The 25504-nt window shown below is 47.3% G+C and carries 23 protein-coding genes, 3 pseudogenes and 1 other annotated feature; of the genes and pseudogenes, 13 read left to right on the top strand and 13 right to left on the bottom strand.

Features of this window, described 5'->3' with window-relative positions:
* Nucleotides 1-97: 97 nt before the first annotated feature.
* The 9 genes from gndA (at nt 98) to ugd (ending at nt 10798) form a co-directional block, all read left to right on the top strand.
* Complete coding sequence (gene gndA / locus QNN86_RS01225; protein WP_181617248.1) at nt 98-1504, top strand: NADP-dependent phosphogluconate dehydrogenase; 1407 nt, start codon at nt 98-100, stop codon at nt 1502-1504.
* 278 nt (nt 1505-1782) lie between these two features.
* The gene (locus QNN86_RS01220; RefSeq protein ID WP_181617247.1) at nt 1783-2583 is read left to right on the top strand and encodes a glycosyltransferase family 2 protein; all 801 of its coding nucleotides are present in this window, start codon (nt 1783-1785) and stop codon (nt 2581-2583) included.
* Between the two features lies 1 nt (nt 2584).
* The gene (locus QNN86_RS01215; protein ID WP_181617246.1) at nt 2585-3466 is read left to right on the top strand and encodes a lysylphosphatidylglycerol synthase domain-containing protein; all 882 of its coding nucleotides are present in this window, start codon (nt 2585-2587) and stop codon (nt 3464-3466) included.
* Nucleotides 3466-4947, top strand: a complete 1482-nt coding sequence (locus QNN86_RS01210) for a hypothetical protein (protein WP_414210523.1) — start codon at nt 3466-3468, stop codon at nt 4945-4947. The genes QNN86_RS01215 and QNN86_RS01210 overlap by 1 nt, the downstream gene beginning before the upstream one ends.
* Before the next feature lie 9 nt (nt 4948-4956).
* On the top strand, nt 4957-5355 hold the full coding sequence (locus QNN86_RS01205) for a capsular biosynthesis protein (RefSeq protein WP_181617244.1): 399 nt from the start codon (nt 4957-4959) through the stop codon (nt 5353-5355).
* Between the two features lies 1 nt (nt 5356).
* Nucleotides 5357-6091, top strand: a complete 735-nt coding sequence (locus tag QNN86_RS01200; RefSeq protein WP_181617243.1) for a glycosyltransferase family 2 protein — start codon at nt 5357-5359, stop codon at nt 6089-6091.
* Between the two features lie 23 nt (nt 6092-6114).
* Nucleotides 6115-8982: a hypothetical protein gene (locus QNN86_RS01195; RefSeq protein WP_279277967.1), complete on the top strand. Its 2868-nt coding sequence runs from the start codon at nt 6115-6117 to the stop codon at nt 8980-8982.
* Nucleotides 8972-9346, top strand: a complete 375-nt coding sequence (locus QNN86_RS01190; RefSeq protein WP_181617241.1) for a GtrA family protein — start codon at nt 8972-8974, stop codon at nt 9344-9346. Before QNN86_RS01195 ends, QNN86_RS01190 begins: the two co-directional genes overlap by 11 nt.
* A 285-nt stretch (nt 9347-9631) precedes the next feature.
* Entirely contained in the window at nt 9632-10798 is a 1167-nt protein-coding gene (gene ugd, locus QNN86_RS01185; RefSeq protein ID WP_181617240.1) for a UDP-glucose 6-dehydrogenase, read from the top strand.
* A 153-nt stretch (nt 10799-10951) separates the two neighbouring features.
* Here the strand turns inward: ugd and QNN86_RS01180 are convergent.
* From QNN86_RS01180 to hisL, 12 genes and pseudogenes are all read right to left on the bottom strand, one after another.
* A pseudogene (locus tag QNN86_RS01180) lies at nt 10952-11086 on the bottom strand (protein CapI); the annotation flags it as partial.
* A 16-nt stretch (nt 11087-11102) separates the two neighbouring features.
* Nucleotides 11103-12214 (bottom strand): IS3 family transposase gene (locus QNN86_RS01175; protein WP_181617239.1). Its coding sequence is split into 2 segments (ribosomal slippage): nt 11103-11953 and nt 11953-12214, totalling 1113 coding nucleotides; the frame shifts between segments, so codons are not numbered across the junction.
* 80 nt (nt 12215-12294) lie between these two features.
* Nucleotides 12295-12810 (bottom strand): annotated as a pseudogene (locus QNN86_RS01170) (NAD-dependent epimerase/dehydratase family protein); the annotation flags it as partial.
* A 196-nt stretch (nt 12811-13006) separates the two neighbouring features.
* Nucleotides 13007-13618 carry a bifunctional phosphoribosyl-AMP cyclohydrolase/phosphoribosyl-ATP diphosphatase HisIE gene (hisIE, locus tag QNN86_RS01165; RefSeq protein ID WP_181617238.1) on the bottom strand — a complete coding sequence of 204 codons (612 nt, stop codon included), beginning with the start codon at nt 13616-13618 and terminating at the stop codon, nt 13007-13009.
* Nucleotides 13612-14388 (bottom strand): imidazole glycerol phosphate synthase subunit HisF, encoded by a 777-nt coding sequence (gene hisF, locus QNN86_RS01160; RefSeq protein ID WP_181617237.1) that lies wholly within the window; start codon nt 14386-14388, stop codon nt 13612-13614. The genes hisIE and hisF overlap by 7 nt, the downstream gene beginning before the upstream one ends.
* Nucleotides 14370-15107 carry a 1-(5-phosphoribosyl)-5-[(5-phosphoribosylamino)methylideneamino]imidazole-4-carboxamide isomerase gene (gene hisA, locus QNN86_RS01155; protein ID WP_181617236.1) on the bottom strand — a complete coding sequence of 246 codons (738 nt, stop codon included), beginning with the start codon at nt 15105-15107 and terminating at the stop codon, nt 14370-14372. The genes hisF and hisA overlap by 19 nt, the downstream gene beginning before the upstream one ends.
* Nucleotides 15107-15697, bottom strand: a complete 591-nt coding sequence (hisH, locus tag QNN86_RS01150; RefSeq protein ID WP_181217839.1) for an imidazole glycerol phosphate synthase subunit HisH — start codon at nt 15695-15697, stop codon at nt 15107-15109. Before hisH ends, hisA begins: the two co-directional genes overlap by 1 nt.
* Complete coding sequence (gene hisB / locus QNN86_RS01145) at nt 15697-16764, bottom strand: bifunctional histidinol-phosphatase/imidazoleglycerol-phosphate dehydratase HisB (protein WP_279277968.1); 1068 nt, start codon at nt 16762-16764, stop codon at nt 15697-15699. The genes hisH and hisB overlap by 1 nt, the downstream gene beginning before the upstream one ends.
* Nucleotides 16761-17840, bottom strand: coding sequence for a histidinol-phosphate transaminase (gene hisC / locus QNN86_RS01140; RefSeq protein WP_137399470.1), 1080 nt, complete (start codon nt 17838-17840; stop codon nt 16761-16763). Before hisC ends, hisB begins: the two co-directional genes overlap by 4 nt.
* Nucleotides 17837-19141 (bottom strand): histidinol dehydrogenase, encoded by a 1305-nt coding sequence (gene hisD / locus QNN86_RS01135; RefSeq protein ID WP_115258136.1) that lies wholly within the window; start codon nt 19139-19141, stop codon nt 17837-17839. Before hisD ends, hisC begins: the two co-directional genes overlap by 4 nt.
* Before the next feature lie 127 nt (nt 19142-19268).
* Complete coding sequence (hisG, locus tag QNN86_RS01130) at nt 19269-20168, bottom strand: ATP phosphoribosyltransferase (RefSeq protein WP_096756624.1); 900 nt, start codon at nt 20166-20168, stop codon at nt 19269-19271.
* 47 nt (nt 20169-20215) lie between these two features.
* Nucleotides 20216-20338 (bottom strand) — a sequence feature (His leader region).
* On the bottom strand, nt 20314-20361 hold the full coding sequence (hisL, locus tag QNN86_RS01125) for a his operon leader peptide (protein WP_100250077.1): 48 nt from the start codon (nt 20359-20361) through the stop codon (nt 20314-20316). Its footprint overlaps the feature before it by 25 nt.
* A 175-nt stretch (nt 20362-20536) precedes the next feature.
* On the opposite strand from hisL, the gene QNN86_RS01120 reads away from it, so the two are divergent.
* The 4 genes and pseudogenes from QNN86_RS01120 to QNN86_RS01105 all read left to right on the top strand — a co-directional run bounded on the left by QNN86_RS01120 (nt 20537) and on the right by QNN86_RS01105 (nt 23962).
* Nucleotides 20537-21361: an SDR family oxidoreductase gene (locus tag QNN86_RS01120; protein WP_181617233.1), complete on the top strand. Its 825-nt coding sequence runs from the start codon at nt 20537-20539 to the stop codon at nt 21359-21361.
* Nucleotides 21362-21402: 41 nt separating this feature from the next.
* Nucleotides 21403-22387: pseudogene (locus QNN86_RS01115) on the top strand (LysR family transcriptional regulator).
* Between the two features lie 161 nt (nt 22388-22548).
* Nucleotides 22549-22611 carry a membrane protein YoeI gene (gene yoeI, locus QNN86_RS01110; RefSeq protein ID WP_101706264.1) on the top strand — a complete coding sequence of 21 codons (63 nt, stop codon included), beginning with the start codon at nt 22549-22551 and terminating at the stop codon, nt 22609-22611.
* Nucleotides 22601-23962: an APC family permease gene (locus QNN86_RS01105; protein WP_162604171.1), complete on the top strand. Its 1362-nt coding sequence runs from the start codon at nt 22601-22603 to the stop codon at nt 23960-23962. Before yoeI ends, QNN86_RS01105 begins: the two co-directional genes overlap by 11 nt.
* A gap of 101 nt (nt 23963-24063) precedes the next feature.
* Here the strand turns inward: QNN86_RS01105 and sbcB are convergent, their stop codons facing one another.
* Nucleotides 24064-25488, bottom strand: a complete 1425-nt coding sequence (sbcB, locus tag QNN86_RS01100; protein WP_181617231.1) for an exodeoxyribonuclease I — start codon at nt 25486-25488, stop codon at nt 24064-24066.
* Nucleotides 25489-25504: the final 16 nt, after the last annotated feature.

Genomic DNA, 25504 nt, shown 5'->3' with positions numbered 1-25504 from the left:
GAGTTGGTAACGTAGTAAACTTAAAGTGAAGTATTGTGTTGCCACCAGTAAAAGTGTATTACACCTATACACAATAAACACCTGACAGGAGTATATAATGTCTAAGCAACAGATCGGCGTCGTCGGTATGGCAGTAATGGGGCGCAACCTGGCGCTCAACATTGAAAGCCGTGGTTACACCGTTTCCGTATTCAACCGCTCTCGTGAAAAGACCGAAGAAGTGATCGCTGAGAATCCGAGTAAGAAATTGGTTCCTTATTACACGGTTAAAGAGTTTGTTGAATCACTTGAAACTCCTCGTCGTATCCTGTTAATGGTGAAGGCGGGCGCGGGTACAGATGCTGCTATCGATTCCCTGAAGCCGTATCTGGAAAAAGGTGACATCATCATTGATGGCGGCAATACTTTCTTCCAGGATACTATTCGCCGTAACCGGGAACTGTCTGCCGAAGGTTTCAATTTTATCGGCACCGGAGTATCCGGTGGTGAAGAGGGAGCGTTGAAAGGCCCGTCTATTATGCCTGGCGGTCAGAAAGAAGCGTACGAGTTAGTTGCGCCAATATTGACCAAAATCGCTGCCATTGCTGAAGACGGCGAACCGTGCGTGACCTATATCGGCGCTGATGGTGCTGGTCATTACGTGAAAATGGTCCACAACGGTATTGAGTACGGCGATATGCAGCTGATTGCTGAAGCCTATTCTTTGCTAAAAGGTGGTCTGAACCTGTCTAACGAGGAGCTGGCAGATACTTTTACCGAGTGGAATGAAGGTGAGCTGAGCAGTTACCTGATCGACATCACTAAGGACATTTTCATCAAAAAAGATGAAGAGGGTAAATACCTGGTCGATGTGATCCTAGATGAAGCTGCTAACAAAGGCACCGGTAAATGGACCAGTCAGAGCTCTCTGGACTTGGGTGAACCGCTATCTCTGATCACCGAGTCCGTATTTGCTCGCTACATCTCCTCCCTGAAAGACCAGCGCGTAGCAGCTTCTAAGGTCTTGACTGGACCTAAAGCTCAGCTTGCAGGTGACAAAGTAGAATTTATTGAGAAAGTACGTCGTGCATTATATCTGGGGAAAATTGTGTCTTATGCACAAGGATTTTCACAATTGCGCGCTGCTTCTGATGAATATAAGTGGGATCTGCAATACGGTGAGATCGCGAAGATTTTCCGTGCTGGCTGTATCATTCGTGCACAGTTCCTGCAAAAAATCACTGACGCTTATGCTAACAATGATAAAATCGCGAACCTGCTTCTGGATCCTTACTTTAAGAATATTGCTGATGAATACCAGCAAGCTCTGCGTGATGTGGTAGCCTATGCGGTACAAAATGGTATACCTGCACCAACATTCTCAGCTGCAATTGCGTATTACGATAGTTATAGAGCAGAAGTTCTCCCTGCTAATTTGATTCAGGCTCAACGTGATTATTTTGGTGCGCATACTTATAAACGTATAGACAAAGATGGTATATATCATACTGAGTGGATTAATTAATCACTTTTTTAACAAGTAAAAATGTGTATTAAATTAAATGCTTGCTGTCTTTTTGAAGTAAGCATTTATAACAGTCTTGATATATAGATATCATTGCTGTGTTATTTAAATTTCGTTTGGCTAAACCAATTTTATTTATTTAACACCTACATGCAATGTTATCTTTGATGTCTTCAGCTAAAACTTGAATTATAAATAACACGATCATCTTATGGGCTTTTGGTAATAGTTTGTTTACTATTGATAATTATAAATTCTGATATTATTAGGGCAAATCAATGCAAGACAAAATTCTTTTGTTTATTCCTGCTTATAATTGTGAAAAACAAATCCCTCGCGTGCTTAATCAGTGTCTAAATACAAATAATATAATAAATGAAGTTATTGTTGTTGATAACCAAAGTACGGATAATACTTTACTTGCGGCATCTGAAGCAGCGCAAAAAATCGAAACTCCAGTGACAATTGTACGTAACAATGATAATTATGGATTGGGTGGTTCTCACAAAGTAGCATTTCAATATGCTCTAGATAATAAGTTTGATTACATCATTGTCTTGCATGGTGATGATCAGGGAACGCTTTCTGATCTTCTACCACTAATTATCGAAGGTAAACACAGAGACAAAGATTGCCTTCTTGGGGCAAGATTTATGCCGAAATCAAAATTAGAAGGTTATTCTTTGTTTCGGACTTTTGGTAATCACATTTTTAATATTTTATTTTCAATGGCATGTGGGAAGAAGCTCCTTGACCTGGGTTCCGGTTTAAACATGTACAGCGTTAAAGCTTTAACCTCAGTAAATTATCAAGGTTTTGCTAATAATTTGACATTCAATTACTTTATGATTTTAGCAACAGTTAATTGGAAATGGGATTTGGAATTCTTTCCAATTACTTGGCGTGAAGATGATCAGATATCTAATGTCAAATTATTTAAACAGTCTCATGAAGTATTAAAAATATTACTCCGATATATATTTATGCGTAATAAATTCCTGACTAATAATTATTCAGGGCGCGAATTTAATAGTTATAATTTTACAATTATGGAACAGCATCACCGCAGGGATTTTTAAAATGACTTTCTCTCGAAGAGTACTATTAAAGCTATGCCCCACAATAGTTGGCAGTCTCGCATTTGTATATTTTTCAATTAGTTCTTTAACGAAATATGACTTCAGCAGTTTCGCGATAACTCTAATTATACCCACTATTGCATATATCATCGCCCATTGTCTCCGCGCAATACGCTTAGGTGTATTATTAAAGGCGCAAAAAATACGGAAATTGCTTTCTTTGCATTTCTATACAGCAGCATGTTCTGCTGTAATACCATTCAAACTAGGTGAGTTAGTAAGAATAAATGAAGTATCTCGATGGAAAAAAAATTACTGCAAAGGTATTTTAATTGTATGGATTGAGAGAATATTTGATGTAATTGCTTTGAGTATTTTAGCTCTATTAATTTTTATTTCTGGCGGTGCACAAGTTTTAGAAGGTATGTGGGGACTATTGTGGATAATGCTTGCGTTTGTCTTTTTTAGCATTGTTATGTTCTTTATTCTCCCGGAGCAGTTAAGTGCGTTAAATCTACATGTCATAAGATCTTACAGTGGTCGTAAGGCTATCAAAATACTTCATTTACTTGATATTATCTCAAGTATTTTAGAAAAAGTAAGGCCAATTGTTTCAGAAAGAATTTTGACTCTATCGATATTAACAATTTTTATCTGGATTTTTGAATTAGTATCATTAATGCTTTTCTTAGATCACACACAAATTATACCAATTGTTAAGGATCTGTTAGCGCAATTTTCGTTTGTTCTCACGGACTCACCTAAATCGATAGTGCAGCTAATAACTATTGATGCAGTGAAAAATACTCTATTAATTATTTTTGGTTTCGTCTCAATATTTTTCTACATGCAGATGTATTATAAAAATAAAAGGAATAAATAATGTCAGTTGTAATGGTATATGATAACTCGATACCTGTTCCCCAGGATATATCAAATCTTTTAGGTGTCAGCAAATTTTCTGATATTTATTATCGCAAACGCTCACTGGATACATGGGTTAGTGATATTTGCGCGGAAGCTAATATTAAGTTTGTGGAGATATCAGGTGATGTTCAAAGCGATGTCGAGAAAATAAGGCAACTCGGTTATTTGAATACACAAAAATTAGTTGTTATGTATATGCCATCTTATGTCGCATTTGGATGTGATGAGACAGATGCTTCACTTTTTCTAAAAAAAATAAGTTATACAAGGTCTTCCGTTGCTATAGTCGGAAATGAATCTTTAACCAGCGTTAAAGATATTTATCTTAGTGCGGTTGTTGGGCAAACAGCACGAGAACTTTTAAATGCTATCGAATATAACTCTAAACCTAGAGACTTTATATTTAACTTTATCGATAATCTCAAATTACTGAAAAGCGATGTCGAACTTATCGATATGTGTGACCCCTTGCGATTCACAGATTATCTTACCAGTAATTTCGATGTCCGCTTTTTTAATTCCGTTCAACCCATTGATAATTTCACTTTAATCAAGTTTTCAACTGATTCTAAAAAACTTGAGCGGGAATGTAAGTATTACGATCTGTTACCTCCAGAATTGAAGATGTTCTTTATACAGACTTATGATTTCAGATTGGAATCAACTGGAGCGAGCTATAAAATGGAACGCCTTTTTGTGCCTGATATGGCACTTCAATGGATCCATGGGTCGATGAATGAACTCAATTTTGAACGTTTTATTGATAAAGTACTTCACTTTATAAAACTTCGACCAGGGAAAAAGGTAGATAGCGTAACAGCACAAGAAATCCATAATGACGCATTTTTCGACAAGGTAAAAGAACGTCTTTTACAGTTGAAGTCTTTACCTGAATATCCATCGTTGGAGCCGTATATCAATTCTCGCTTTGGTGACATTGATTTATTATTCCAGCGCTATTATTCTTTATTTGATAAATATGGTCGTGCGCAATCTTCTAACGTCTTAAGAATTGGACATGGAGATTTGTGTTTTTCTAACATCTTATACAGTAAAACAACAGGGTTGATGCGATTCATTGACCCTCGCGGGGCCAATACTGAAGATGAACTTTATGTCAGCCCATACTATGATCTTGCTAAACTATCACACTCAGTATGCGGGAATTATGATTTTATTAATTATGGTCTCTGCTCGCTATATTTAGAAAAAGATCTCAGTGTAAGACTTACGCTTGATAATAGTAGTCCATTGTGGGCGAAAAATATATTCCATGATAAATTAAGAGAAATAGGTTATAACCCTGTATTCATTCGTTTATTTGAAGCTTCACTATTTCTAAGTATGGTGCCGCTGCACATTGATTCACCTAAAAAAGTTATCGCATTTTTAATTAATGCCGAAAATATCCTAGATGAAATCGAAAAACAGCTTTAAGGAACTATAATGATTAATAAAACGAAAAGTATTGTATTTGATGTTGATGGTACATTATGTCCAATTCGTAAGCCTGATGAGGATTATTCAGAACTTGAACCATTTGAGGATATGATTAGTTTACTTCGTGAGTACAAAACAAAAGGTTTTTATATCATATTATATTCTGCAAGAAACATGAATACATTCCAGGGGAATATTGGACGTATTGCAGCAGTTACGGGTAAGCAACTTATGGAATGGCTAGAACGCCATAATATTCCATATGATGAAATGCACCTGGGAAAACCCTGGCCCGGTCGTGGCGGCTTCTATGTAGATGACAAAAGCATACGCCCTGATGAATTTTTAAAGTTATCCTATGAAGAAATTCTGGCATTAATTGGTGATGAGCCAGGAGGCCAATAATATGAATATTGTAATTACAATGGCTGGGTTAGGTAAGCGTTTTAGGGATGCTGGATATACATGCCCTAAGTATGAGATAGTTGTTCATGGACATACGTTATTTTATTGGTCAATGTCCAGTTTGAAAACATTTATTGATGCAGGTGCCAATTTTATTTTTGTTGTTAGAAAAGAAGATAACGCTAAGTGCTTTATTGAGGAGCAATCCCGTATAGCTAATATTAAATCATGCCAAATACTTGAAATTGATGTACTTACTGATGGGCAAGCCACTTCAGCATTGCTTGGTGGTGATTTGATTACTGAATCAGAACTTCCTTTTATTGTATACAATATAGATACCTTTGTTCACCCTGACTCACTACCTGTAAGTGCTGTACAGGGTGACGGCTGGATTCCTTGTTTTCCCGGGAAAGGTGAGGGATGGAGTTTTGCGCAAGTAGATGCTAATAATCGTGTTATTGATTTACGGGAGAAAGTTCGCATTTCTGAACATGCGACTATTGGTCTCTATTGGTTCTCTTCCTTTAATCTTTATCGTGATACTTATTCTGAATACTATAAAGATTCTTCAAACATGGAAAAAGGTGAGAGATATATTGCACCAATGTACCGTGAGATGATTAAAAAAGGGCTTGATGTTTATATTCATGAGGTACCATTTGATGCCGTTTCTCCGCTTGGAACACCAGCAGAAGTCCAATCTTTCATGTCTGCTAAAAAACCTCAGGTTTAACTAACTTAGTGAATTTCTTGCAAATGCGAAATGCTAAAAACTTATTCCCCGCATGTTTTTTCCTTGCGTTGACATTGATGTTTCTTGCCCCACTATATAATTCGTTGTCTTTGGGTAATGTAATTGCCTCTCTGATATTGTCTGTTGGTGGTGCTGTTTCTTTATTTTTTATTGCAAGAGACAAAAAATCAATATCTATATGGGGAATCGCGCCACTAGTGGCTGCTCTCTTTTTCACTTTATCAGTTCCATTAGTTCAGAATGATTTTCCCGTTGTAAGTATTACTGCTACGGGGCAGAAAAATCCTGAGTCGATATCTTCTGAGGTTTTTGTTCAATTCGTTACAAATCCTAAATCACATATTTCTGTTTCATATCCTGGTTGGGAAAAAAGACCCGGAGTATATGTTTCTTATCAGAATCAGCCGAATACAATCACATTTTCCGGCCAATGGAGCAATGATTCACATCTCAGTTTAACTAGTCATTCATACTCTGGTATTGCTAAACTAAAAATGGGTAATGATGAGCGAGTAATTGATCTGTATTCTTCCAACGCGCATGCAATTGACATCCCACTTCCTAATGGTGCTGTTTCTTGGGCGAGTTGGCTGCAGAGGCTTTCAATATTTATATCACTTAGCCTACTTTTTTTTGCTATTACAACGCCAAGCGGTGGGCAACAGACTGAAATTGCGAAATTGTTGGCCCTGTGTTTGGTAGTAACTGGCGCCTCTCTGTGGTACGTCAAGGATATCTCTTATACAGGTGACTTAGAATTAGTAGTCCTTTCTGGGAATGGCTCACCGGAGACAATGTCATTTGATGCTGGTTATGGTTTTACTAACTCCTTAACATTCCCAGTGAAAACTGGCTCTGTTCATACCGAAAATTACCCTAACTCAAGTTCATCTGAGTGGCATCTGGAAGTGAGTGATGGTTCATTCTCTCGTGTACTGATTGACGGTGAAGCTATTAAAACAGAGGAACTCTGTGATTTTTCTAAAGAAAGTAAAGGATGTGTATATCAAATTTTCGGTGACAACCCTAATATATGGTTAACAGATGGGCATATAAAATACCAATTAGAAAATGTTGAGCGAAATAAAAATACAGATAAGTATTTTGTTTATATTTCAAAAAATAAGGATGTGCTTACGGTTACTCGTTCGCGCGCAGTAATCTATGCCGCCGCATGGGAACGGTTCTCCCAATGGGTTAATTCAGTTTTGATAACTGATAAAAATAACACAGAATTCTCAACCCTGATCCGTATCAGTGCTCTTAAACCTGGCATGTATAAGGCTTTGAGTGTAAATGAAAAAGGTGGAGGTGTAAAATTAGCCTCTTTCAACTACCCTGACTTTGGTAGCTTTACCGCTATGAAAGTGGCATTTGTACTCGTTTGTATCAGTTTCGTACTTTTAATTTATTTTTTATTTGCAATAATTCGTAGCCTGATTAATTCAGCGAAAGATGCCCAAACTAAAAAGGTTTTGATAGTGGGCTTTGGCATCCTTGGGTGGTTGCTCATAGCTATGGTGATCGGATGGCCAGCTGTTTTGGGGTGGGATGGTTTTTCTCCTTATATTCAGGCGCAAGGAGGTCAAATTACTCTTTGGTACGGAATTGGCTATCCCCTCATCGTAGGTGGATTTTTATTGTCAAATCTGCCACAAGTCATAACAGTATGGTCCTTTCTGGCTACATCTGTTGTTTTACTTGGTTCCTGCTCTTTATTTCTCCGTTATTTCCAGGGTAAGTTGGCGTGGTGGGGTGTCGTCTGGGCTATTGTTTATATACCATTGACAGTAATTATGTTGGGGATGCTTACTCATCTACGTGATGCTTTAAATGGTTTGACTCTTGCTCTATTCATGCTAAGCAGTTTTTGCCTGGCAATTTATTGGCGAAAATTTAATTTAAATACCAAACTGTTTTTCACAATCGCACTTTTTGTTCTTGGCATTGCATTAGCATTATTACGTATTGATAACGTTCCTTCATTAATTTGTATCGCCATCGGTCTTAGCCTGCTAACGTTTAAACCGAGTGTAAAATTGTTCTCGGTTTTACTACTTATAGCATTGAGTTGGGGGGCTATAAATAAGGCCGTAGAACCATTGGTGTACCCGGATCGTCATCGCGCAGAGGAAGAGAAGCGTCTTTATGCCTCAACTGCTGTTATGAATCCTCTTACGGGTATGTTGGTCTATGGTAAAGATACGTTGGATCCTCAGTTGTATAAAGATATTTATGCGTCGCTAAATAAAATTATGGATGTCGAGTATGCTTTAAAAAACTGGTCTCCTTATAATGTAGTATATTGGCATCAGACCGCCTCAGAAAGGCCTCTACCAACATCTGAAGTGTCTAAAAAGCTTACGGAATTGTATTTTATAAGTGCTATAAAGGAGCCTGTACTTTTTCTACACCTCCGGCTTTCAGCTTTTACAGCTATACTGGGCAAAGATGTTTTTCCTTTGCCTCCTATAGCCTCACCACAGTTTAATATTCTTCCTGGATTATCTGACCATCTATTAACTACCACTAACCCGTGGAAACAAACAGTTGAGCTTATGGGGTTTGGCCCACATCCTCATTTATCTGTTGATGTAATGAAAAGCTTAATGAAATGGTCTGATTACATTTCAAGTAATTTTTTGCAAATACTAATATGCTTAATGGCTATAGTGTTTTTTAAACGAGCGCCGTTTTCTGCAGTTATTGCTTGTGCCGCTCTCATTAGAGCCACGGTTTTCTTTTTCTTTGCTCCTGCATCGGTCTTCCTCTATCTCTACGAATTACAACTTATAGGTTTCATGTTGCCTATGCTCATATTGATAGAATATAAGGTGAGGAAATATAAAGGTGTGGATAATGATTGTTAGATTCGCCATTGTCTCAGGTCTCGGATGGTTAATTGATTTTTCTATCTTTGCTTTATTAAACTCATTAGAGTTTCCTATTTGGTTGGCTAATATTGTTGGTGCTACTATCGCTGTATTATTTGTTTTTTTTGCATCAGTCAGGAAGATTTTTCAATATAATGGTCACTATGTTTTATGGAAGCTTTTTAATTATACGGTTTACCAAGTAATTGCTATAGTTTGTGCATCACTACTCATTGATTTCATAGCTCTGCAATTTGGAATGTTGCCTATAGTAGCAAAAGTTATAGTTACACCTTTAACCTTCTATGCGAACTTCCAGTTTATGTCTTTTTTGACTACTGGACGATTACGTATAAAGTAGATGTCAATTTAGATATGTAAATTCATCATTCTTTCAGCGATGTCGCTGAGTATTAATTGTATTTTTATAAGCCTGGGCCCAAAACACCTAGGCTTTTTTGTCTAAATTCTTATTGATTTTAACTTTTTTCTTAATATTAACTTAATAAATGAGGTCTATAGTAATGAAGTAAATCTGAATTGTACTGTCTTTCATTGACACTTCATCAACTCAGAGGTTACAACTTTTAATACATGTCATGATGATACAAACATGATGAGCAAAAGTTAACACTGAGATAATGAAATGAAAATCACCATTTCTGGTACCGGATATGTTGGTCTGTCAAATGGTATTCTGATTGCTCAGAGCCACGAGGTGGTGGCCCTGGATATCATCCAGACGAAAGTCGAGATGCTGAATCAGAAACAATCGCCGATTGTGGATAAAGAGATTGAAGAGTATTTGGCGACCAAGTCGCTAAATTTCCGTGCAACGACTGATAAGTGTGATGCCTACCGCGATGCGGACTACGTTATTATCGCGACACCAACTGATTATGATCCAAAAACTAATTACTTTAATACCTCAAGTGTCGAGTCTGTTATTCGCGACGTTGTTGCAATTAATCCAGAGGCAGTAATGGTAATTAAATCTACCATCCCGGTAGGTTTTACTAATTCTATTAAAGAAAAGCTGGGCACCGGCAATGTTTTCTTTTCCCCTGAATTCCTGCGTGAGGGTAAAGCACTATATGACAACTTGTACCCATCTCGTATTGTCATTGGCGAGCGTACAGAACGCGCCGAGCGTTTTGCTGCTCTGCTACAGGAAGGAGCCCTAAAAAAAGACATACCGACCCTATTTACCGACTCGACCGAAGCCGAAGCTATTAAGCTGTTCGCTAATACCTATCTGGCGCTGCGTGTAGCCTACTTTAATGAGCTGGACAGCTACGCTGAAACTCTGGGCCTAAATTCACGACAGATTATTGAAGGGGTATGCCTGGATCCGCGAATTGGAAACCACTATAACAACCCGTCATTTGGCTACGGCGGTTACTGTCTGCCGAAGGATACCAAGCAGCTGCTGGCCAACTATGAATCGGTGCCGAATAACATAATCGGTGCGATCGTCGACGCTAATCGTACTCGTAAAGACTTTATTGCCGACTCTATTCTCGCGCGCAAGCCGAAGGTAGTGGGCGTTCATCGCCTGATTATGAAGTCAGGTTCGGATAACTTCCGCGCGTCCTCTATTCAGGGGATCATGAAGCGTATTAAGGCCAAGGGTATCACGGTAATTATTTATGAACCGGTGATGCAGGAAGATGAGTTTTTTAACTCCCGAGTGGTGCGTGACTTCGAAGCCTTTAAGCAGGAGGCTGACGTGATTATCTCCAACCGTATGGCGGACGAGTTGGCGGACGTGAGAGATAAAGTCTATACCCGTGATCTGTTTGGTAATGATTAAACGTTAGATTTGTGCCGTTCCCGGCGGCGTTTCGCTTGGCCGGGCTACGATAGAAAAAGCCCGCACTGTGAACTGTACCCCAAAAGTTGGACACCCAACTATAGGGCAGGATCGTCTACCGGGGTGGGGTCAGTCCAATGTTAGGGCTTCTTTTTAAACCTTATAAAACTCACGATACCACTCGACGAAGTTTGTTACCCCGTCCTTTACCGATGTCTGTGGGCGGAAGCCGACCAGATCGTACAGCGGCTGCGTCTCTGCGTTCGTTTCCAGTACGTCGCCCGCCTGTGTAAATAGACCCGTTTTAGTTCCATGCATTTTTTGAGATCCCGGCCAAATAATGGTGCTGTCGGTATTCCTCCGGTGTCATATTGTTCAGTGACTCATGCGGGCGTTCACAGTTATATTCTGATAACCATTTCTCCGTGATTTCCCGCACTTCATTCAGCGTTCTGAACAGATAAAAATCGAGTATTTCTGTACGGTATGTTCGGTTAAAGCGCTCAATAAATGCGTTCTGTGTCGGCTTACCCGGCTGGATAAACTCCAGTTTTACTGCATGTTTCTCTGCCCATTCAGCCAGTGCCAGTGAGATAAATTCTGGACCATTATCCATGCGTAGCATGACCGGATAGCCGCGATTTGCCGCGCTCCTGTCAAGTACACGGACCACACGCAGAGCTGGCAGATTCAGATCGATTTCAATCGACAACGCCTCACGGTTAAAGTCATCAACGACATTGAACGTGCGAAAACGACGGCCACAGACCAGGGCATCATGCATAAAGTCGACAGACCAGCTCTGGTTCAGCGCTTCCGGCGTGGCCAGTGGCGAGGGATTACGCACCGGCAACCGCTGTTTGCCCTTACGGCGAAAATTCAGTTTCAGCAGACAGTAAATACGGTGGATCCTTTTGTGATTCCACGAGTGTCCCTGCCGCCTCAGAACCTGAAAAAGTTTCGGAAAGCCGTATCGTGGGTATCGCTCGGCCACTGCCTGCAACGCGACAATAACGGGTTCGTCCCGCGTGGTATCCGGACGGTAATGGTAAACCGTTCTGCTCAGGTTCAGACTCCGGCAGGCCTGACGGATACTGAGTCCAAATGTCGTTATCAGATGAGTGACCAGCTCACGCTTAAAGGCTGGTTTTAAAGCTTTTTTTCGATAACGTCTTTCAGTGCCCGGTTCTCCAGGCTAAGGTCGGCAAACATCTGTTTGAGACGGCGGTTCTCGTCCTCAAGATCCTTGATTTTTTTTATATCAGAAGCTTCCATGCCGCCGTATCTGGACTTCCAGTTGTAGTAAGTGGCTTCAGAGATACCGGCCTCCCGGCAGACATCTTTAACGGTTCGTCCGGCTTCAACCGACTTAATCACAGCGATGATCTGATGCTCAGTAAAACGGGCTTTACGCATAGCGATCTCTTTCGTTGGCAGATTGATTATGCCGGATGATCTCTAAATATGAATGGCACGATTATGCGGGATACTTACACCTGCATCGGCATCATGTTCTTTTTCGCCTCAATACCCAGCGTTTCTTCCTGCGCCGTGATGTAGTCCATCATCGACCGGCGAACTGTTACCGATATTGTAAACGCGATACGGTGCCGAGCTGGTTGCTGGGGAGCCGTTTTCGACGGTCCATTCACTGTTTGCCTCAGGAATAACATCTTGCAGACGAATTATGGCTTCGGCAATATCGTCAATATAGGTGAAGTCGCGCTTCATCTTGCCGTAGTTATAAACGTCGATAGTTTTTCCTTCAACCATAGCTTTAGTGAATTTGAACAACGCCATATCCGGCGTCCCCATGGACCGTACACGGTGAAGAAGCGCAGTCCGGTAGTAGGTAAGCCGTACAAGTGGGAGTAGGTATGCGACATTAGCCCCTTGGCTTTTTTGGTGGCGGCATATAGAGACACAAGGTGGTCAACGCTATCATCGATTGAGAACGGCATCTTACGATTCAGTCCGTAAACCGAACTGGAGGAGGTGTAGAGCAGGTGCTGGCTCACGCGAAAACCGATAAAGCCTGCCGCGCCGGTGACCAAATGTTTGATAGCATTCCTTAACATTTATTCAGATGCGAACGTCTCATTACGCGCGATCACACCGTCAGCTCCTGGAAAGATATAATCGTAATCTGTCATTTAGGTAATCGGAAGGAAGACTAAAAAAAACCGGCATGACGCCGGTATCAGTCTATTATTGATGGCGTTTGCGTAAATTCTCAATCACCGTCGTTAGATCGAGATCCTGATCCTGCAGCAGTACCAGCAGGTGGTACATCAGGTCGGATGCCTCATTGGTCAGTTCGAAACGGTCATGTACCGTTGCGGCCAGCGCGGTCTCCACGCCTTCTTCACCGACTTTCTGGGCGATGCGTTTGGTGCCGCTGGCATACAGCTTAGCCGTGTAGGAACTCTCCGGGTCCGCCGTTTTACGCTCAGCAAGTAGCTGTTCAAGTTGATACAGGAACAGCCACTGGTGGCTGGCCTCGCCAAAACAGCTGCTGGTCCCTTTATGGCAGGTGGGCCCAATCGGGTTCACCAGCACCAGTAACGTGTCGTTATCGCAATCGGGCGTAATGCTGACCACATTGAGGAAGTTGCCGGAGGTTTCGCCCTTGGTCCACAGGCGCTGTTTGGTGCGCGAGAAAAAGGTCACTTTGCCGCTTTCAAGGGTTTTGTCCAGTGCTTCAAGGTTCATATAACCCAGCATCAATACTTCGCCGGAGACCGCATGCTGTACGATAACCGGCATCAGTCCGTCGGTTTTTTCCCAGTCCAGTTCGCGGCATTGTTGCTTCGTTAACATATCCTGATCTCCACGCCCTGTGTTGCCAGGTACGTTTTTAATTCACCAATATTAATAATCTGTTTGTGGAACACTGAAGCGGCGAGCGCGCCATCAACATCCGCATCCCGGAAGGCAGCAAGGAAGTGTTCCATGGTTCCCGCGCCGCCGGAGGCGATCAGCGGAACGTGGCATACCTCCCGTACTTTTTTAAGCTGTTCGAGATCGTAGCCGTTACGCACGCCGTCCTGGTTCATCATATTGAGGACGATTTCACCTGCGCCGAGTTTTTGCACCTCTTGAACCCAGTCGAGGGTTTCCCACTGGGTGACGCGGGTACGGCTTTCATCGCCGGTGTATTGATTAACGTGATACTTCCCGGTTTCGGCGTCATGCCAGGTATCGATCCCAACCACGATGCACTGCACGCCAAAGCGTTCGGCCAGGCGGGTAATCAGCGACGGGTCAGCCAGCGCCGGGGAGTTGACTGAAATTTTATCAGCGCCGAAGGTCAGTATTTTCGCGGCATCGTCCACTGACTTAATCCCGCCCGCCACGCAGAACGGGATGTCGATCACTTCTGCTACGCGCGATACCCAGCTCTTATCGACTACACGTCCATCGCTGGAGGCGGTGATATCGTAGAACACCAGCTCATCTGCGCCCTCGTCGGCATATCGTTTTGCCAGCGGGACGATGTCACCGATGACCTCATGATTACGAAACTGGACGCCTTTCACTACCTGACCATCGCGAACGTCCAGACACGGAATTATGCGTTTTGCCAGCATTGGATGGCCTCCTCAACGGTGAATTTTCCTTCCAGCAGCGCGCGTCCGACGATCACGCCGCGCACGCCGGTTCCGCGCAGGGCGGCAACGTCATCGATATCACCAATACCGCCGGATGACTGAAAGGCTACCTGCGGATATTTAGCGCAGACTTCTTCATATAGCGATACGTTAGAGCCTGCCAGCGTGCCGTCGCGGGAGATATCGGTGCACAGCACATGCTTCAGGCCAACGGGTAGGTAGGTTTCCACCAGTTCTTCCAGCGAAACGCCGGAGTCTTCCTGCCAGCCGCTGACTGCGACCTGCTTGTTGCCTTGATCGTCAATACGCACATCCAGCGCCAACACCAGCGCATCCGCACCGAAACGCTCGAACCAGCCTTTGACGACTTCAGGTGATTTTACCGCCGTCGAGCCAACCACAACGCGCGCCACGCCGGCGGCCAGCAGGGTCGCAACGTCCTCTTCTGTGCGCACACCGCCGCCAACCTGTACCGGTACGTTGACACCGGCGACCAGCGTTTTAATCAGCGGGATCTGACGCTTGAGCGGATCTTTCGCACCGGTTAAATCGACCAGGTGCAGAACCTGTGCACCCTGTGCGGCGTAATCCTGCAAACGCGGCAGGGGATCGTTGCCGTAATCACGCTGGGTGGCGTAATCGCCCTGGTGGAGACGCACAACCGTGCCGTCGATTAAATCTAATGCCGGAATAATCATCACATCTCCAGAAAATTTTTCAGCAACAGCGCCCCAGCGGCACCCGAGCGCTCAGGGTGAAACTGGACGCCGAAGAAATTGTCTTTTTGTACTGCTGCAGTGAACGGTTCACCGTAATGGCACTGGGCAATGGTCGAGGGATTGACCGGCATTGCGTAGCTGTGAACAAAATAAAAATATGCGCCATCGTCAATGCCGCGGAACAGACGATTTCCCGCCTGCGGATACACCCGGTTCCAGCCCATATGCGGTAGCGGCAGGCCAAAGTCAGTCATCTTAGGTACGTCCTGCTCAATAATACCCAGCAGGTCAACACCATTGCTCTCTTCGCTGCGCCGACCAAGCAGTTGCATGCCTAAACAAATCCCCAGAACCGGTTGGGTACAGGCTTTGATCAGCTCAATCAGTTCGCGTTCACGTAGCTGATCCATCGCCGCCTGCGCGGTCCCGACGCCGGGCAGAAAAAGCTTATCGGCGCGCAGTACCACATCGGCGTCGCGGCTGACGATGGGGTCATAACCGTGACGCGCCACGGCAGATTTCACCGAGTTGAGGTTGGCACAGCCGGTGTCGAGGATCACCACGTTCATCACAGCACTCCTTTTGAGGAGGGAAGGGTATCGCCCTCAACGCGAATCGCCTGGCGCAGCGTGCGGCCAAAGGCCTTGAACAGGCTTTCCACACGGTGGTGATCGTTTTTGCCCTTGGTCTTCAGGTGCAGCGTCACGCCCATAGTGTAAGAGAGCGAGCGGAAGAAGTGCTCGATCATTTCGGTGCTCAGATCGCCAACGCGCTGATAGGTGAATTCAGCCCGGTATTCCAGGTGCGGACGTCCGGAGATATCCAGCGCGCAGCGGGCCAGGCATTCGTCCATTGGCAGCACAAACCCGAAGCGGTTGATGCCACGCTTGTCACCCAACGCCAGTTTTAACGCTTCGCCCAGCGCCAGACCGGTATCTTCTACGGTGTGGTGATCGTCAATATACAAGTCGCCCTTGACGGCGATTTCCATGCGAAAACCGCCGTGGGTCGAGATTTGATCCAGCATGTGGTCAAAGAAGCCGACGCCGGTATTAATTTTGCTGCGGCCCTCACGGTCCAGCCACACTTTGACGTCAATCTGCGTTTCTTTGGTATTACGCTCAACGTGGGCGTAGCGGTCGCGTTTGGTCAGCTGTTCGCTAATCATCGACCAGTTCAGGGTGTCACGGTGGTAGCGTAACCCGCCGATTCCCATGTTTTCAGCCAGCTGAATGTCGGTTGCGCGGTCGCCAATCACGTAGCTGTTCGCGGTATCCAGCGCCTGTTCAGCCAGATACTGTTCGACCAGCTTCACTTTTGGTTTACGGCAGTCGCATTCGTCTGCTGGCAGGTGCGGGCAGATCAGCACCTCATCAAACACCACGCCCTGCGAGGTGAAAATCTGCATCATCAGGTTATGCGGCCCGTCAAACTCAGCCTGCGGGAAGCTTTGCGTTCCCAGTCCATCCTGGTTGGTGATCATCACCAGTTTATAACCGGCATTTTGCAGCTTGAGCAGGGCAGGGACAACCTCCGGCTCAAAGGCCAGTTTGTCAAAGCGATCAACCTGAAAGTCACTTGGCGGTTCTGAAATCAGGGTTCCATCACGGTCAATAAAAAGATACTTCTGGCTCATACTTGCTCCGCACGTAAAGCGTCAATGACGCGCTGGCTTTCTTCACGGGTGCCGACGGTGATCCGCAGGCAGCCGCTTAATGAAGGTTGTTTGTTCTGGTCTCGTAAGATAATGCCCTGATCCCACAAAGATTTAAACACAGAACTGGAAGCGGTAAAGCGGGCCAGAATATAGTTGGTTTCAGAGGTGAAAACCTGCTCCACGCAGGGGATCGTGTTCAGGGTATCCACCAGGTACTGACGCTCTTGTAGGATCTGCGCTACGCGTTCACGCATGGCGGCAATGCCTTGTGGCGTCAGCGCCTGGGCGGCGATATCGGCTACCGGCGTCGACAGCGGGTAGGGGGCGATCACTTTCAACAGCAAGTTAATCACCTCTTCATTGGCCAGCGTAAATCCGCAGCGCAACCCTGCCAGCGCAAACGCCTTGGAAAGGGTACGCAGAACCACCAGGTGTGGATATTCCGTTAACCAGCCGGCCAGCGTCGCCTGCGGACAGAACTCAATGTACGCTTCATCGGCGACCACAATGGCTTTACCTTGGGTCATTTCAAGCAGCGAGCGTAGATCTTGTGGGTTAATCAACTGGCCGGTCGGATTGTTTGGGCTGCAAACGTAAACCACCTTCACGCCATTAAGCTTGTCGGCAATGCCCTGGAGATCGAGCTGCCAGTCGGCAAGCGTAGGCACGGTGCGGCATTCCACGCCGATGGTCTCAGCGCTGACGCTGTACATGCCGTAGGTCGGCGGGCAGTAAAGAATGGCATCCTGGCCGGGTTCACAAAACGCGCGTACCAACAGTTCGATACCTTCATCTGCCCCTCGGCTAACCAACACCTGCTCCGGTTTAACGCCCGCGTACTGTGCGTAATTCTCAATCACCGCTTTTGGCTGACATTCCGGGTAACGGTTAAGCGTCTGCTGGCTGAGCTGAAACTCAACGGCCGTCGGGAACTCGTTGGCATTCAGCCAGACGTCGCCATTACCGCCCAAACGACGGGCAGACTGATAGGGCGTCAGTTCGCGGACATTTTTACGGGCTAAATCGGTGACGCTAAGAATGTTGTCAGTGCTCATGCTTGCTCCTTGAGGGCGTTAACACGCAGGGTGACGGCATTTTTGTGGGCGGTCAGTCGCTCCGCGGCGGCCAGCGTTTCGATGGTTGAGGCGAGAGCTGAGAAACCTTGTGGCGACAGTTCCTGGACGGTCATCCGCTTTTGGAAGTCTGCCAGCCCGAGGCTTGAACAGGTCGCGGTGTAACCGTAGGTCGGTAGCACGTGGTTTGTCCCTGAGGCATAATCACCGGCGGATTCCGGTGACCAGTCACCGAGAAACACGGAGCCGGCGCTGGTGATGTCATCGACCAGTTCACGGGCGTTACGGGTCTGAATGATCAGATGCTCTGGGCCGTACTGGTTAGAAATGGCGATGCACTGCGCCAGATCCCGGGTCACAATCAGACGGCTGGCGCTCAGCGCCTGACGCGCTGTTTCCGCGCGTGGTAGTTCAGCAAGCTGGCGTTCAACGGCGTCAGCCACGCGGCGGGCTATCCCGGCATCTGGCGTCAGCAGGATCACCTGAGAGTCCGGGCCGTGCTCGGCCTGCGAGAGCAGGTCTGAGGCGACGAAATCCGGGGTCGCGCCGCTGTCGGCAATCACCAGTACTTCGGAAGGACCGGCCGGCATATCAATGGCCGCACCGTCCAGACGCTGGCTTACCTGACGCTTGGCCTCCGTTACCCAGGCATTACCGGGGCCAAAAATTTTGTCTACTTTGGGTACCGATTCGCTACCGAAGGCCAGCGCGGCAATCGCCTGAGCGCCGCCGACGTTAAACACTTCCTGCACACCGCACAGCTGCGCTGCATACAAAATTTCGTCGGCGATAGGCGGTGGCGAGCACAACACCACGCGTTGGCAACCGGCAATACGGGCAGGTGTGGCGAGCATTAATACCGTAGAGAAGAGCGGCGCTGAGCCCCCCGGAATATACAAACCGACGGAGCTGACCGGACGGGTTACCTGCTGGCAGCGCACGCCGGGCTGCGTTTCAATATCTACCGCGGGCAGTTTTTGCGCGTTGTGAAACGTTTCAATATTTTTCACCGCGACCGCCATCGCCTGCTTGAGGTCCTCACTCAGACGCGCGCTGGCGGCAGAAATCTCTTCGGCACTGACTTTCAGCGCGCTGACGGTGGTTTTATCAAATTTGGCGCTGTATTCGCGCAGCGCCGCATCACCGCGTGATTTGACGTTATCCAGAATGTCGCTGACAGTACGGGTGATGCTGTCCGAGGCAGAGATTGCCGGGCGCATCAGCAATTCGCGTTGCTGTTCGATGCTGCAGGTATTCCAGTCAATCAGGGTATTGAAGCTCATGGTCGTTACTCCATTATCGGGTGTTGCCGGATGGCGGCGCTGCCTTATCCGGCCTACAAGACCCGTAATATCAATGATTGTGACAATTCTTGTAGGCCTGATAAGCGAAGCGCCATCAGGCATCAGATCACTCCATCATCTTCTCAATTGGCAGCACCAGAATCGAACTGGCACCGAGCGCTTTCAGTTTTTCCATGGTTTCCCAGAACAGGGTTTCGCTGCTGACCATGTGCATGGCCACGCGCTGCTGATCGCCTGCCAGTGGCAGAATAGTTGGACGCTCTGCGCCTGGCAGCAGGGCGATGACCTCGTCCAGACGTTCGGTTGGGGCGTGCATCATGATGTACTTGGATTCGCGGGCCTGAATCACGCCCTGAATGCGGGTCAGTAATTTATCGATCAGCTGCTGCTTGGCTTCCGCCATCTCGCCGTCGCGCTGGATCAGGCAGGCTTTGGAGCGGTAAATCACTTCGACTTCACGCAGGCCGTTGGCTTCCAGCGTGGCGCCGGTTGAGACCAGATCGCAAATCGCATCGGCCAGGCCCGCACGCGGGGCAACTTCTACTGAGCCGTTTAGCAGGCAGGATTTAAACGTGACGCCTTTCTGATCGAGATAACGTTTCAGCAGGTGCGGGTAGGAAGTGGCAACACGTTTACCGTTCAGCGAAGCCGGGCCGTCCCAGGCTTCGTCCGCCGGGGTGGCTAACGAGAGGCGACAGCCACCGAAGTCGAGACGACGCAGCGTAAAGTAGCGCGGATCTTCGCCCTGCGCCCGGCGGTTGAGCAACTCTTCTTCTAAAACGTTTTCACCAATGATGCCGAGGTCAACCACGCCGTCCATCACCAGACCCGGAATATCGTCATCACGCACGCGGAGAATATCAATCGGCATGTTCTCTGCCATCGCAATCAGGCGCTGGGTGTGAAGATTAATTTTAATGCCACAGCGGGCCAGTAATTCGCGTGAATCATCGCTTAAGCGGCCTGATTTCTGCATAGCTATGCGTAAACGGGTATTGTCTAACATTCTCTTGTCCTCGTTATCCTGTCTGAATCGGTCTGGGTCACGCACCAAAAAAAAAGCCCCCGGAAGAATTCTTCCGGGGGCTTTCTCATGCGCTCATGCACCACTGGAAGAGTTAAATGTCTCCCAGCACACATCGCCTGAAAGACTAGTCAGGATGATGGTGATGATGGTGTTTAAATTGAGCGCGTGTCATAAAATTTTCTCGATGAATGTTTATTCATTTGATGTCTTTTAACCTAAACCACTTTAGTCACCGAAAGCAAGGGCTTTTTTTGATCATTAATTCATTTCATATTGATACTATGAATTGTCAGCCACCGTGGGCTGGCGTAGCCTTGGGTAACAGGCCACAAGTCAGGAGAGAAGGCATGAAAAAGGTCGCAATTGTCGGGTTAGGTTGGTTAGGCATGCCGTTAGCCATGTCGCTGGCGGCGCGAGGCTGGCAGGTCACCGGCAGCAAAACCACGCTGGATGGGGTGGAAGCGGCCCGTATGAGCGGTATCGAAAGCTACTCGCTGCGCCTTGAACCTGAGCTGGTGTGCGCGTCAGACGATCTCGATGCGCTGATGGATGTCGATGCGCTGGTCATCACGCTGCCCGCCCGCCGTAGCGGTCCGGGTGAAGATTTTTATCTGCAGGCGATGCAGGAGCTGGTCGACAGTGCGCTGGCATACCGCATTCCACGGATTATTTTTACCAGCTCGACGTCGGTGTATGGTGACGTACAGGGAACCGTGAAGGAAGGCTCGCCGCGCAATCCGGTGACGGCAAGCGGTCGTGTGCTGAAAGAACTTGAGGACTGGCTGCATAACCTGCCGGGGACCTCGGTAGACATTGTGCGCCTCGCCGGGTTGGTTGGACCGGGCAGACACCCAGGGCGTTTTTTCGCCGGTAAAACGGCACCGGATGGACAGCATGGCGTCAATCTGGTGCATCTGGACGATGTGGTGTCGGCGATAGCTTTGCTGCTCCAGGCACCGAAAGGAGGACACATCTATAATATATGTGCGCCTATGCATCCGGCGCGTAATGTGTTCTATCCCCAGATGGCGCGTTTGCTGGGGCTGGAGCCGCCGGAATTCCGGGACGGTGTGGATAACGGTAAAGGTAAAGTCATTGACGGCAACCGAATTTGCAATGAACTTGGGTTTGAGTACCAGTATCCCGACCCGCTGGTGATGCCGATGGAGTGACAGACCAGCAGCGTGCCGTCATATACCGCCAGGGGGCGAGTATGAAACCACTGCTGGACGTTCTGATCATCCTCGACGCGTTAGATAAAGAGGGCAGTTTCGCGGCGGCGTCGGCAAAACTGTTTAAGACGCCGTCCGCGCTGAGTTATACAGTCCATAAGCTGGAAAGCGATCTGAATATTCAATTGTTGGATCGCAGCGGGCATCGGGCGACGTTCACCCGCACCGGGCAGATGCTGCTGGAAAAGGGGCGGGAGGTACTGCATACCGTCCGCGAACTCGAAAAACAGGCCATCAAACTGCATGAAGGTTGGGAGAACCAGCTGGTTATTGGCGTGGATGACACTTTTCCTTTTTCACTGCTGGCCCCGCTTATCGAATCCTTCTACCAGCACCACAGCGTCACGCGGCTTAAATTTATCAACGGTGTACTGGGCGGCTCCTGGGAGGCGCTCACCCAAGGGCGGGCCGATATTATCGTCGGAGCGATGCATGAACCGCCTTCCGCGAGTAACTTTGGTTTTGCGCGTTTAGGTGACCTCGAACAGGTGTTTGTGATTGCACCGCATCACCCGCTGGCGCAGGAAGACGAACCACTGCAACGGCGTACCATTAAACGTTTCCGTGCCATTGTGGTGGGGGACAGTCCTCATCTGGCGAGCTTGTCGGGTTCTCAACTGCTTGACGATCAGGATGCAATCACCGTTTTTGACTTTAAAACCAAGCTGGAACTGCAGATCAGTGGCCTGGGATGCGGGTATTTACCGCGCTATCTGGCACAACGTTTTTTGGACAGCGGTGCCCTGATAGAGAAGAAAGTGGTCGCACAAATTATATTTGAACCGGTGTGGATTGGCTGGAATGAACAGACGTCAGGATTAGCCAGCGCCTGGTGGCGAGATCAGATTTTAGCAAATAGTGCTATCGCAGGCGTTTATGTAAAATCGAGTGTCGATAAATCAGGCTGTTAGAGAAAAATATTTATTTTTGGCTATCTCATTCTCTTGTTATTTCTCTCCAATTTAGTGCAAAATACGCCGCTTGCAAAAAATGACATTAGCCGACGTTTTAATACGCGTCGGTTATTTTTTTGCATCAAACCAATCATTCATAAAAGAGGCCGGGCTTCGTACCGGATAGATACTTACTAAAAACCGACAGTTGTTGTCGCTGAGGAATTCGTAAAAATGGGGCAATTTTTTGCTTACGCGACGGTATTCACCGTAAAGGGGAATGACCATGTCGCATAACGTTACTCCAAACACCTCTCGCGTGGAATTACGTAAAACGCTTACGTTGGTTCCGGTTGTTATGATGGGCCTTGCCTATATGCAGCCGATGACGCTGTTCGATACATTTGGTATCGTTTCGGGCTTGACCGATGGTCATGTCGCGACGGCTTATGCTTTTGCGTTGGTTGCCATTCTCTTTACTGCGTTGAGCTACGGTAAACTGGTTCGCCGTTTCCCGTCTGCTGGCTCTGCGTACACCTATGCTCAGAAATCCATTAGCCCGACCGTAGGCTTTATGGTGGGCTGGTCATCGCTGCTGGACTATTTGTTCATGCCGATGATCAACATCCTGTTGGCTAAAATCTACTTTGAAGCGCTGGTGCCGTCGGTACCGTCGTGGATCTTTGTTGTCGCGCTGGTGGGCTTTATGACCATCTCGAATCTGCGCAGCATCAAGGCCGTCGCGAACTTTAATACCCTGATTGTTATTTTGCAGATGGGTATTGTGGCAGTGATTGTTGGCCTGATCATTTACGGCATTATGCACGGCGAAGGCGCAGGCACGCTGACCAGCACCCGTCCATTCTGGTCTGAAGGCGCGCACGTGGTGCCGATGATTACCGGTGCAACTATCCTGTGCTTCTCGTTCCTTGGTTTTGACGGCATCTCTTCGCTGTCAGAAGAAACCAAAGACGCAGAGCGCGTTATTCCGAAGGCTATCTTCCTGACCGCGCTGATTGGTGGCCTGATCTTTATTGGTGCCTCCTACTTCCTGCAGCTGTACTTCCCGGATATCTCTCGCTTTAAAGATCCGGACGCGTCACAGCCGGAAATCATGCTGTACGTTGCGGGTAAAACCTTCCAGTGGGGCGTGCTGGTGTTCTCCAGCGTCACCGTACTGGCATCCGGTATGGCGGCACATGCGGGCGTTTCTCGTCTGATGTACGTGATGGGGCGCGATGGCGTTTTCCCGACCCGTTTCTTCGGTTATATTCACCCGAAATGGCGTACTCCTGCATGGAACGTGCTGCTGGTTGGCGCGATTGCGCTGCTGGCAATCAAATTTGACCTGGTGACGGCGACCGCGTTGATCAACTTCGGTGCGCTGGTGGCGTTTACCTTCGTGAACCTGTCTGTTATTTCACAGTTCTGGATCCGCGAAAAGCGTAACAAGACGCTGAAAGATCACTTCAACTACCTGGTCATGCCGGTGTGTGGTGCTCTGACCGTCGGCGCGCTGTGGGTTAACCTGGAAGAAAGCTCGATGGTTCTGGGTCTGATCTGGGCGGGTATTGGTCTGGTTTACCTGGCTTGCGTAACCAAAAGCTTCCGCAATCCGGTTCCACAGTACGAAGATATCGCGCAGTAATCGATGTTTGCCGGACAAGGGGCTTGTGCCACCATCCGGCAAACTGTCTAACCGGAGACATGTTCTCCGGTTTTTTTATACCTGCGTGTTAGTTTCTCTTTTTACACAATCTCTTCGGCGTATTGCCACAGTGATTTCAGCAGCACCAGCTTCTCTTTGTTGTCCGCATATTGCTGACTCAGTATCTGCAATTCATTGGCGTAGTTCTGTAAAAATTCCGTTGTAAACACCTGACGGCGATGTTCCAGCCAGCGCTGCTGTTCAGCCTCATCCAGCGTGCCGGGAAAGTTACGCGCGCGGTAATTAAACAGCAGCTTTTCAATGCGCTTATCAACAAAGGTCACATCCAGCGCCGGTAAATTGCGAGGGTCGGTTTCCAGCACGATTTTCATCGCGGCACGGTCGGCATCGCTGAAAAAACCGTTATACAGTTGGGTATCCACGTTGTCTGACGGTGTGAAGGGTTCTGCCTCGGAAAAAATAGCCACCACTTTATCGCGAACCTGCGGGTTTTCACGCAGGACGTTAAGATTATCCAGACAATGCTGACGGTTAATTCCCAGACGGTCAGCGTCTTCCGGGCGTAGCGTGTTGGCCTGTGCCAGAACCGGGCATTTGTTGATGTGCACTAGTTTCACGGGTACCGCCACGTTATCGCCCAGATCGGCTTTGGCCGTGTAAAGCCGCTCACGCAGCGTGTCGCTGTCCAGCTCAAGCAGGGGAGAAATATCACCGGCTAAGTCAACCATGATGACCGCGTTGCGATTGTCCGGGTGCCAGGCGAGCGGCGCAACCCAGCTGGTATTGCCGCGCCATGCGCCGAACATGCCAGAGACATGAACCAACGGTTTCATTTGTGGGACATCGATCAGGGCGGCAAGCTTATGCTTGTTCCGGTGGCTATAGAGATAGTCGAACAGACGAGGCTGACGTGACTTAACCAGCTGCGCCATCGCAATGGTGGCGTACACGTCGGCCATTGCATCGTGGGCGTTGGCGTGTTCAATGCCGTTGGCTTTGGTCAAATGCTCAAGGCGGAAACTGGGTAACCCGTCGTCGTTTTCTGGCCAGTTAATGCCTTCCGGGCGCAGGGCATAACAGGCGCGCATAACATCCAGTAAATCCCAACGTGAATTATCGTGCTGCCAACTCCAGGCGTAGGGGTCGTAGAAATTGCGGTACAGGATATTGCGCGTCACTTCGTCGTCGAAGCGCACATTGTTATAGCCCACAATACAGGTTTTGGGCACGGTAAACAGGGCGTGAATGCGGGCAGCAAACGTTGCTTCGTTCTCTCCTTTTTCACGCGCTTCCTGCGGGGTAATACCGGTGATAAGTACCGCTTCCGGGTGCGGCAGATAGTCGTCCGCAGGCTTGCAATAAAAAACCTCTGGATCGCCGATAATGTTGAAATCGTTATCCGTGCGGATGGCCGCAAATTGCGCGGGCCTGTCCAGCGCCGGATGGGTACCAAAGGTTTCGTAATCGTGGAAGAGGAACGTAGGGTGCTGCTTGCCGTCATTCATTGTTCAGTTATGTCCG

This window comes from Citrobacter sp. C348, from assembly GCF_047467975.1.
GTDB lineage: Bacteria > Pseudomonadota > Gammaproteobacteria > Enterobacterales > Enterobacteriaceae > Citrobacter > Citrobacter gillenii.
Note: the sequence above shows the minus strand (reverse complement) of the source record. Positions and strands in the feature narration are given on the sequence as shown.

Excerpts from the sequence above, each read along its gene's own strand:
- gndA (WP_181617248.1), top strand. The coding sequence starts at position 98 with ATGTCTAAGCAACAGATCGGCGTCGTCGGTATGGCAGTAATGGGGCGC.
- QNN86_RS01220 (WP_181617247.1), top strand. The coding sequence starts at position 1,783 with ATGCAAGACAAAATTCTTTTGTTTATTCCTGCTTATAATTGTGAAAAA.
- QNN86_RS01215 (WP_181617246.1), top strand. The coding sequence starts at position 2,585 with ATGACTTTCTCTCGAAGAGTACTATTAAAGCTATGCCCCACAATAGTT.
- QNN86_RS01210 (WP_414210523.1), top strand. The coding sequence starts at position 3,466 with ATGTCAGTTGTAATGGTATATGATAACTCGATACCTGTTCCCCAGGAT.
- QNN86_RS01205 (WP_181617244.1), top strand. The coding sequence starts at position 4,957 with ATGATTAATAAAACGAAAAGTATTGTATTTGATGTTGATGGTACATTA.
- QNN86_RS01200 (WP_181617243.1), top strand. The coding sequence starts at position 5,357 with ATGAATATTGTAATTACAATGGCTGGGTTAGGTAAGCGTTTTAGGGAT.
- QNN86_RS01195 (WP_279277967.1), top strand. The coding sequence starts at position 6,115 with ATGCGAAATGCTAAAAACTTATTCCCCGCATGTTTTTTCCTTGCGTTG.
- QNN86_RS01190 (WP_181617241.1), top strand. The coding sequence starts at position 8,972 with ATGATTGTTAGATTCGCCATTGTCTCAGGTCTCGGATGGTTAATTGAT.
- ugd (WP_181617240.1), top strand. The coding sequence starts at position 9,632 with ATGAAAATCACCATTTCTGGTACCGGATATGTTGGTCTGTCAAATGGT.
- hisIE (WP_181617238.1), bottom strand. The coding sequence starts at position 13,618 with ATGTTAACGAAGCAACAATGCCGCGAACTGGACTGGGAAAAAACCGAC.
- hisF (WP_181617237.1), bottom strand. The coding sequence starts at position 14,388 with ATGCTGGCAAAACGCATAATTCCGTGTCTGGACGTTCGCGATGGTCAG.
- hisA (WP_181617236.1), bottom strand. The coding sequence starts at position 15,107 with ATGATTATTCCGGCATTAGATTTAATCGACGGCACGGTTGTGCGTCTC.
- hisH (WP_181217839.1), bottom strand. The coding sequence starts at position 15,697 with ATGAACGTGGTGATCCTCGACACCGGCTGTGCCAACCTCAACTCGGTG.
- hisB (WP_279277968.1), bottom strand. The coding sequence starts at position 16,764 with ATGAGCCAGAAGTATCTTTTTATTGACCGTGATGGAACCCTGATTTCA.
- hisC (WP_137399470.1), bottom strand. The coding sequence starts at position 17,840 with ATGAGCACTGACAACATTCTTAGCGTCACCGATTTAGCCCGTAAAAAT.
- hisD (WP_115258136.1), bottom strand. The coding sequence starts at position 19,141 with ATGAGCTTCAATACCCTGATTGACTGGAATACCTGCAGCATCGAACAG.
- hisG (WP_096756624.1), bottom strand. The coding sequence starts at position 20,168 with ATGTTAGACAATACCCGTTTACGCATAGCTATGCAGAAATCAGGCCGC.
- QNN86_RS01120 (WP_181617233.1), top strand. The coding sequence starts at position 20,537 with ATGAAAAAGGTCGCAATTGTCGGGTTAGGTTGGTTAGGCATGCCGTTA.
- QNN86_RS01105 (WP_162604171.1), top strand. The coding sequence starts at position 22,601 with ATGTCGCATAACGTTACTCCAAACACCTCTCGCGTGGAATTACGTAAA.
- sbcB (WP_181617231.1), bottom strand. The coding sequence starts at position 25,488 with ATGAATGACGGCAAGCAGCACCCTACGTTCCTCTTCCACGATTACGAA.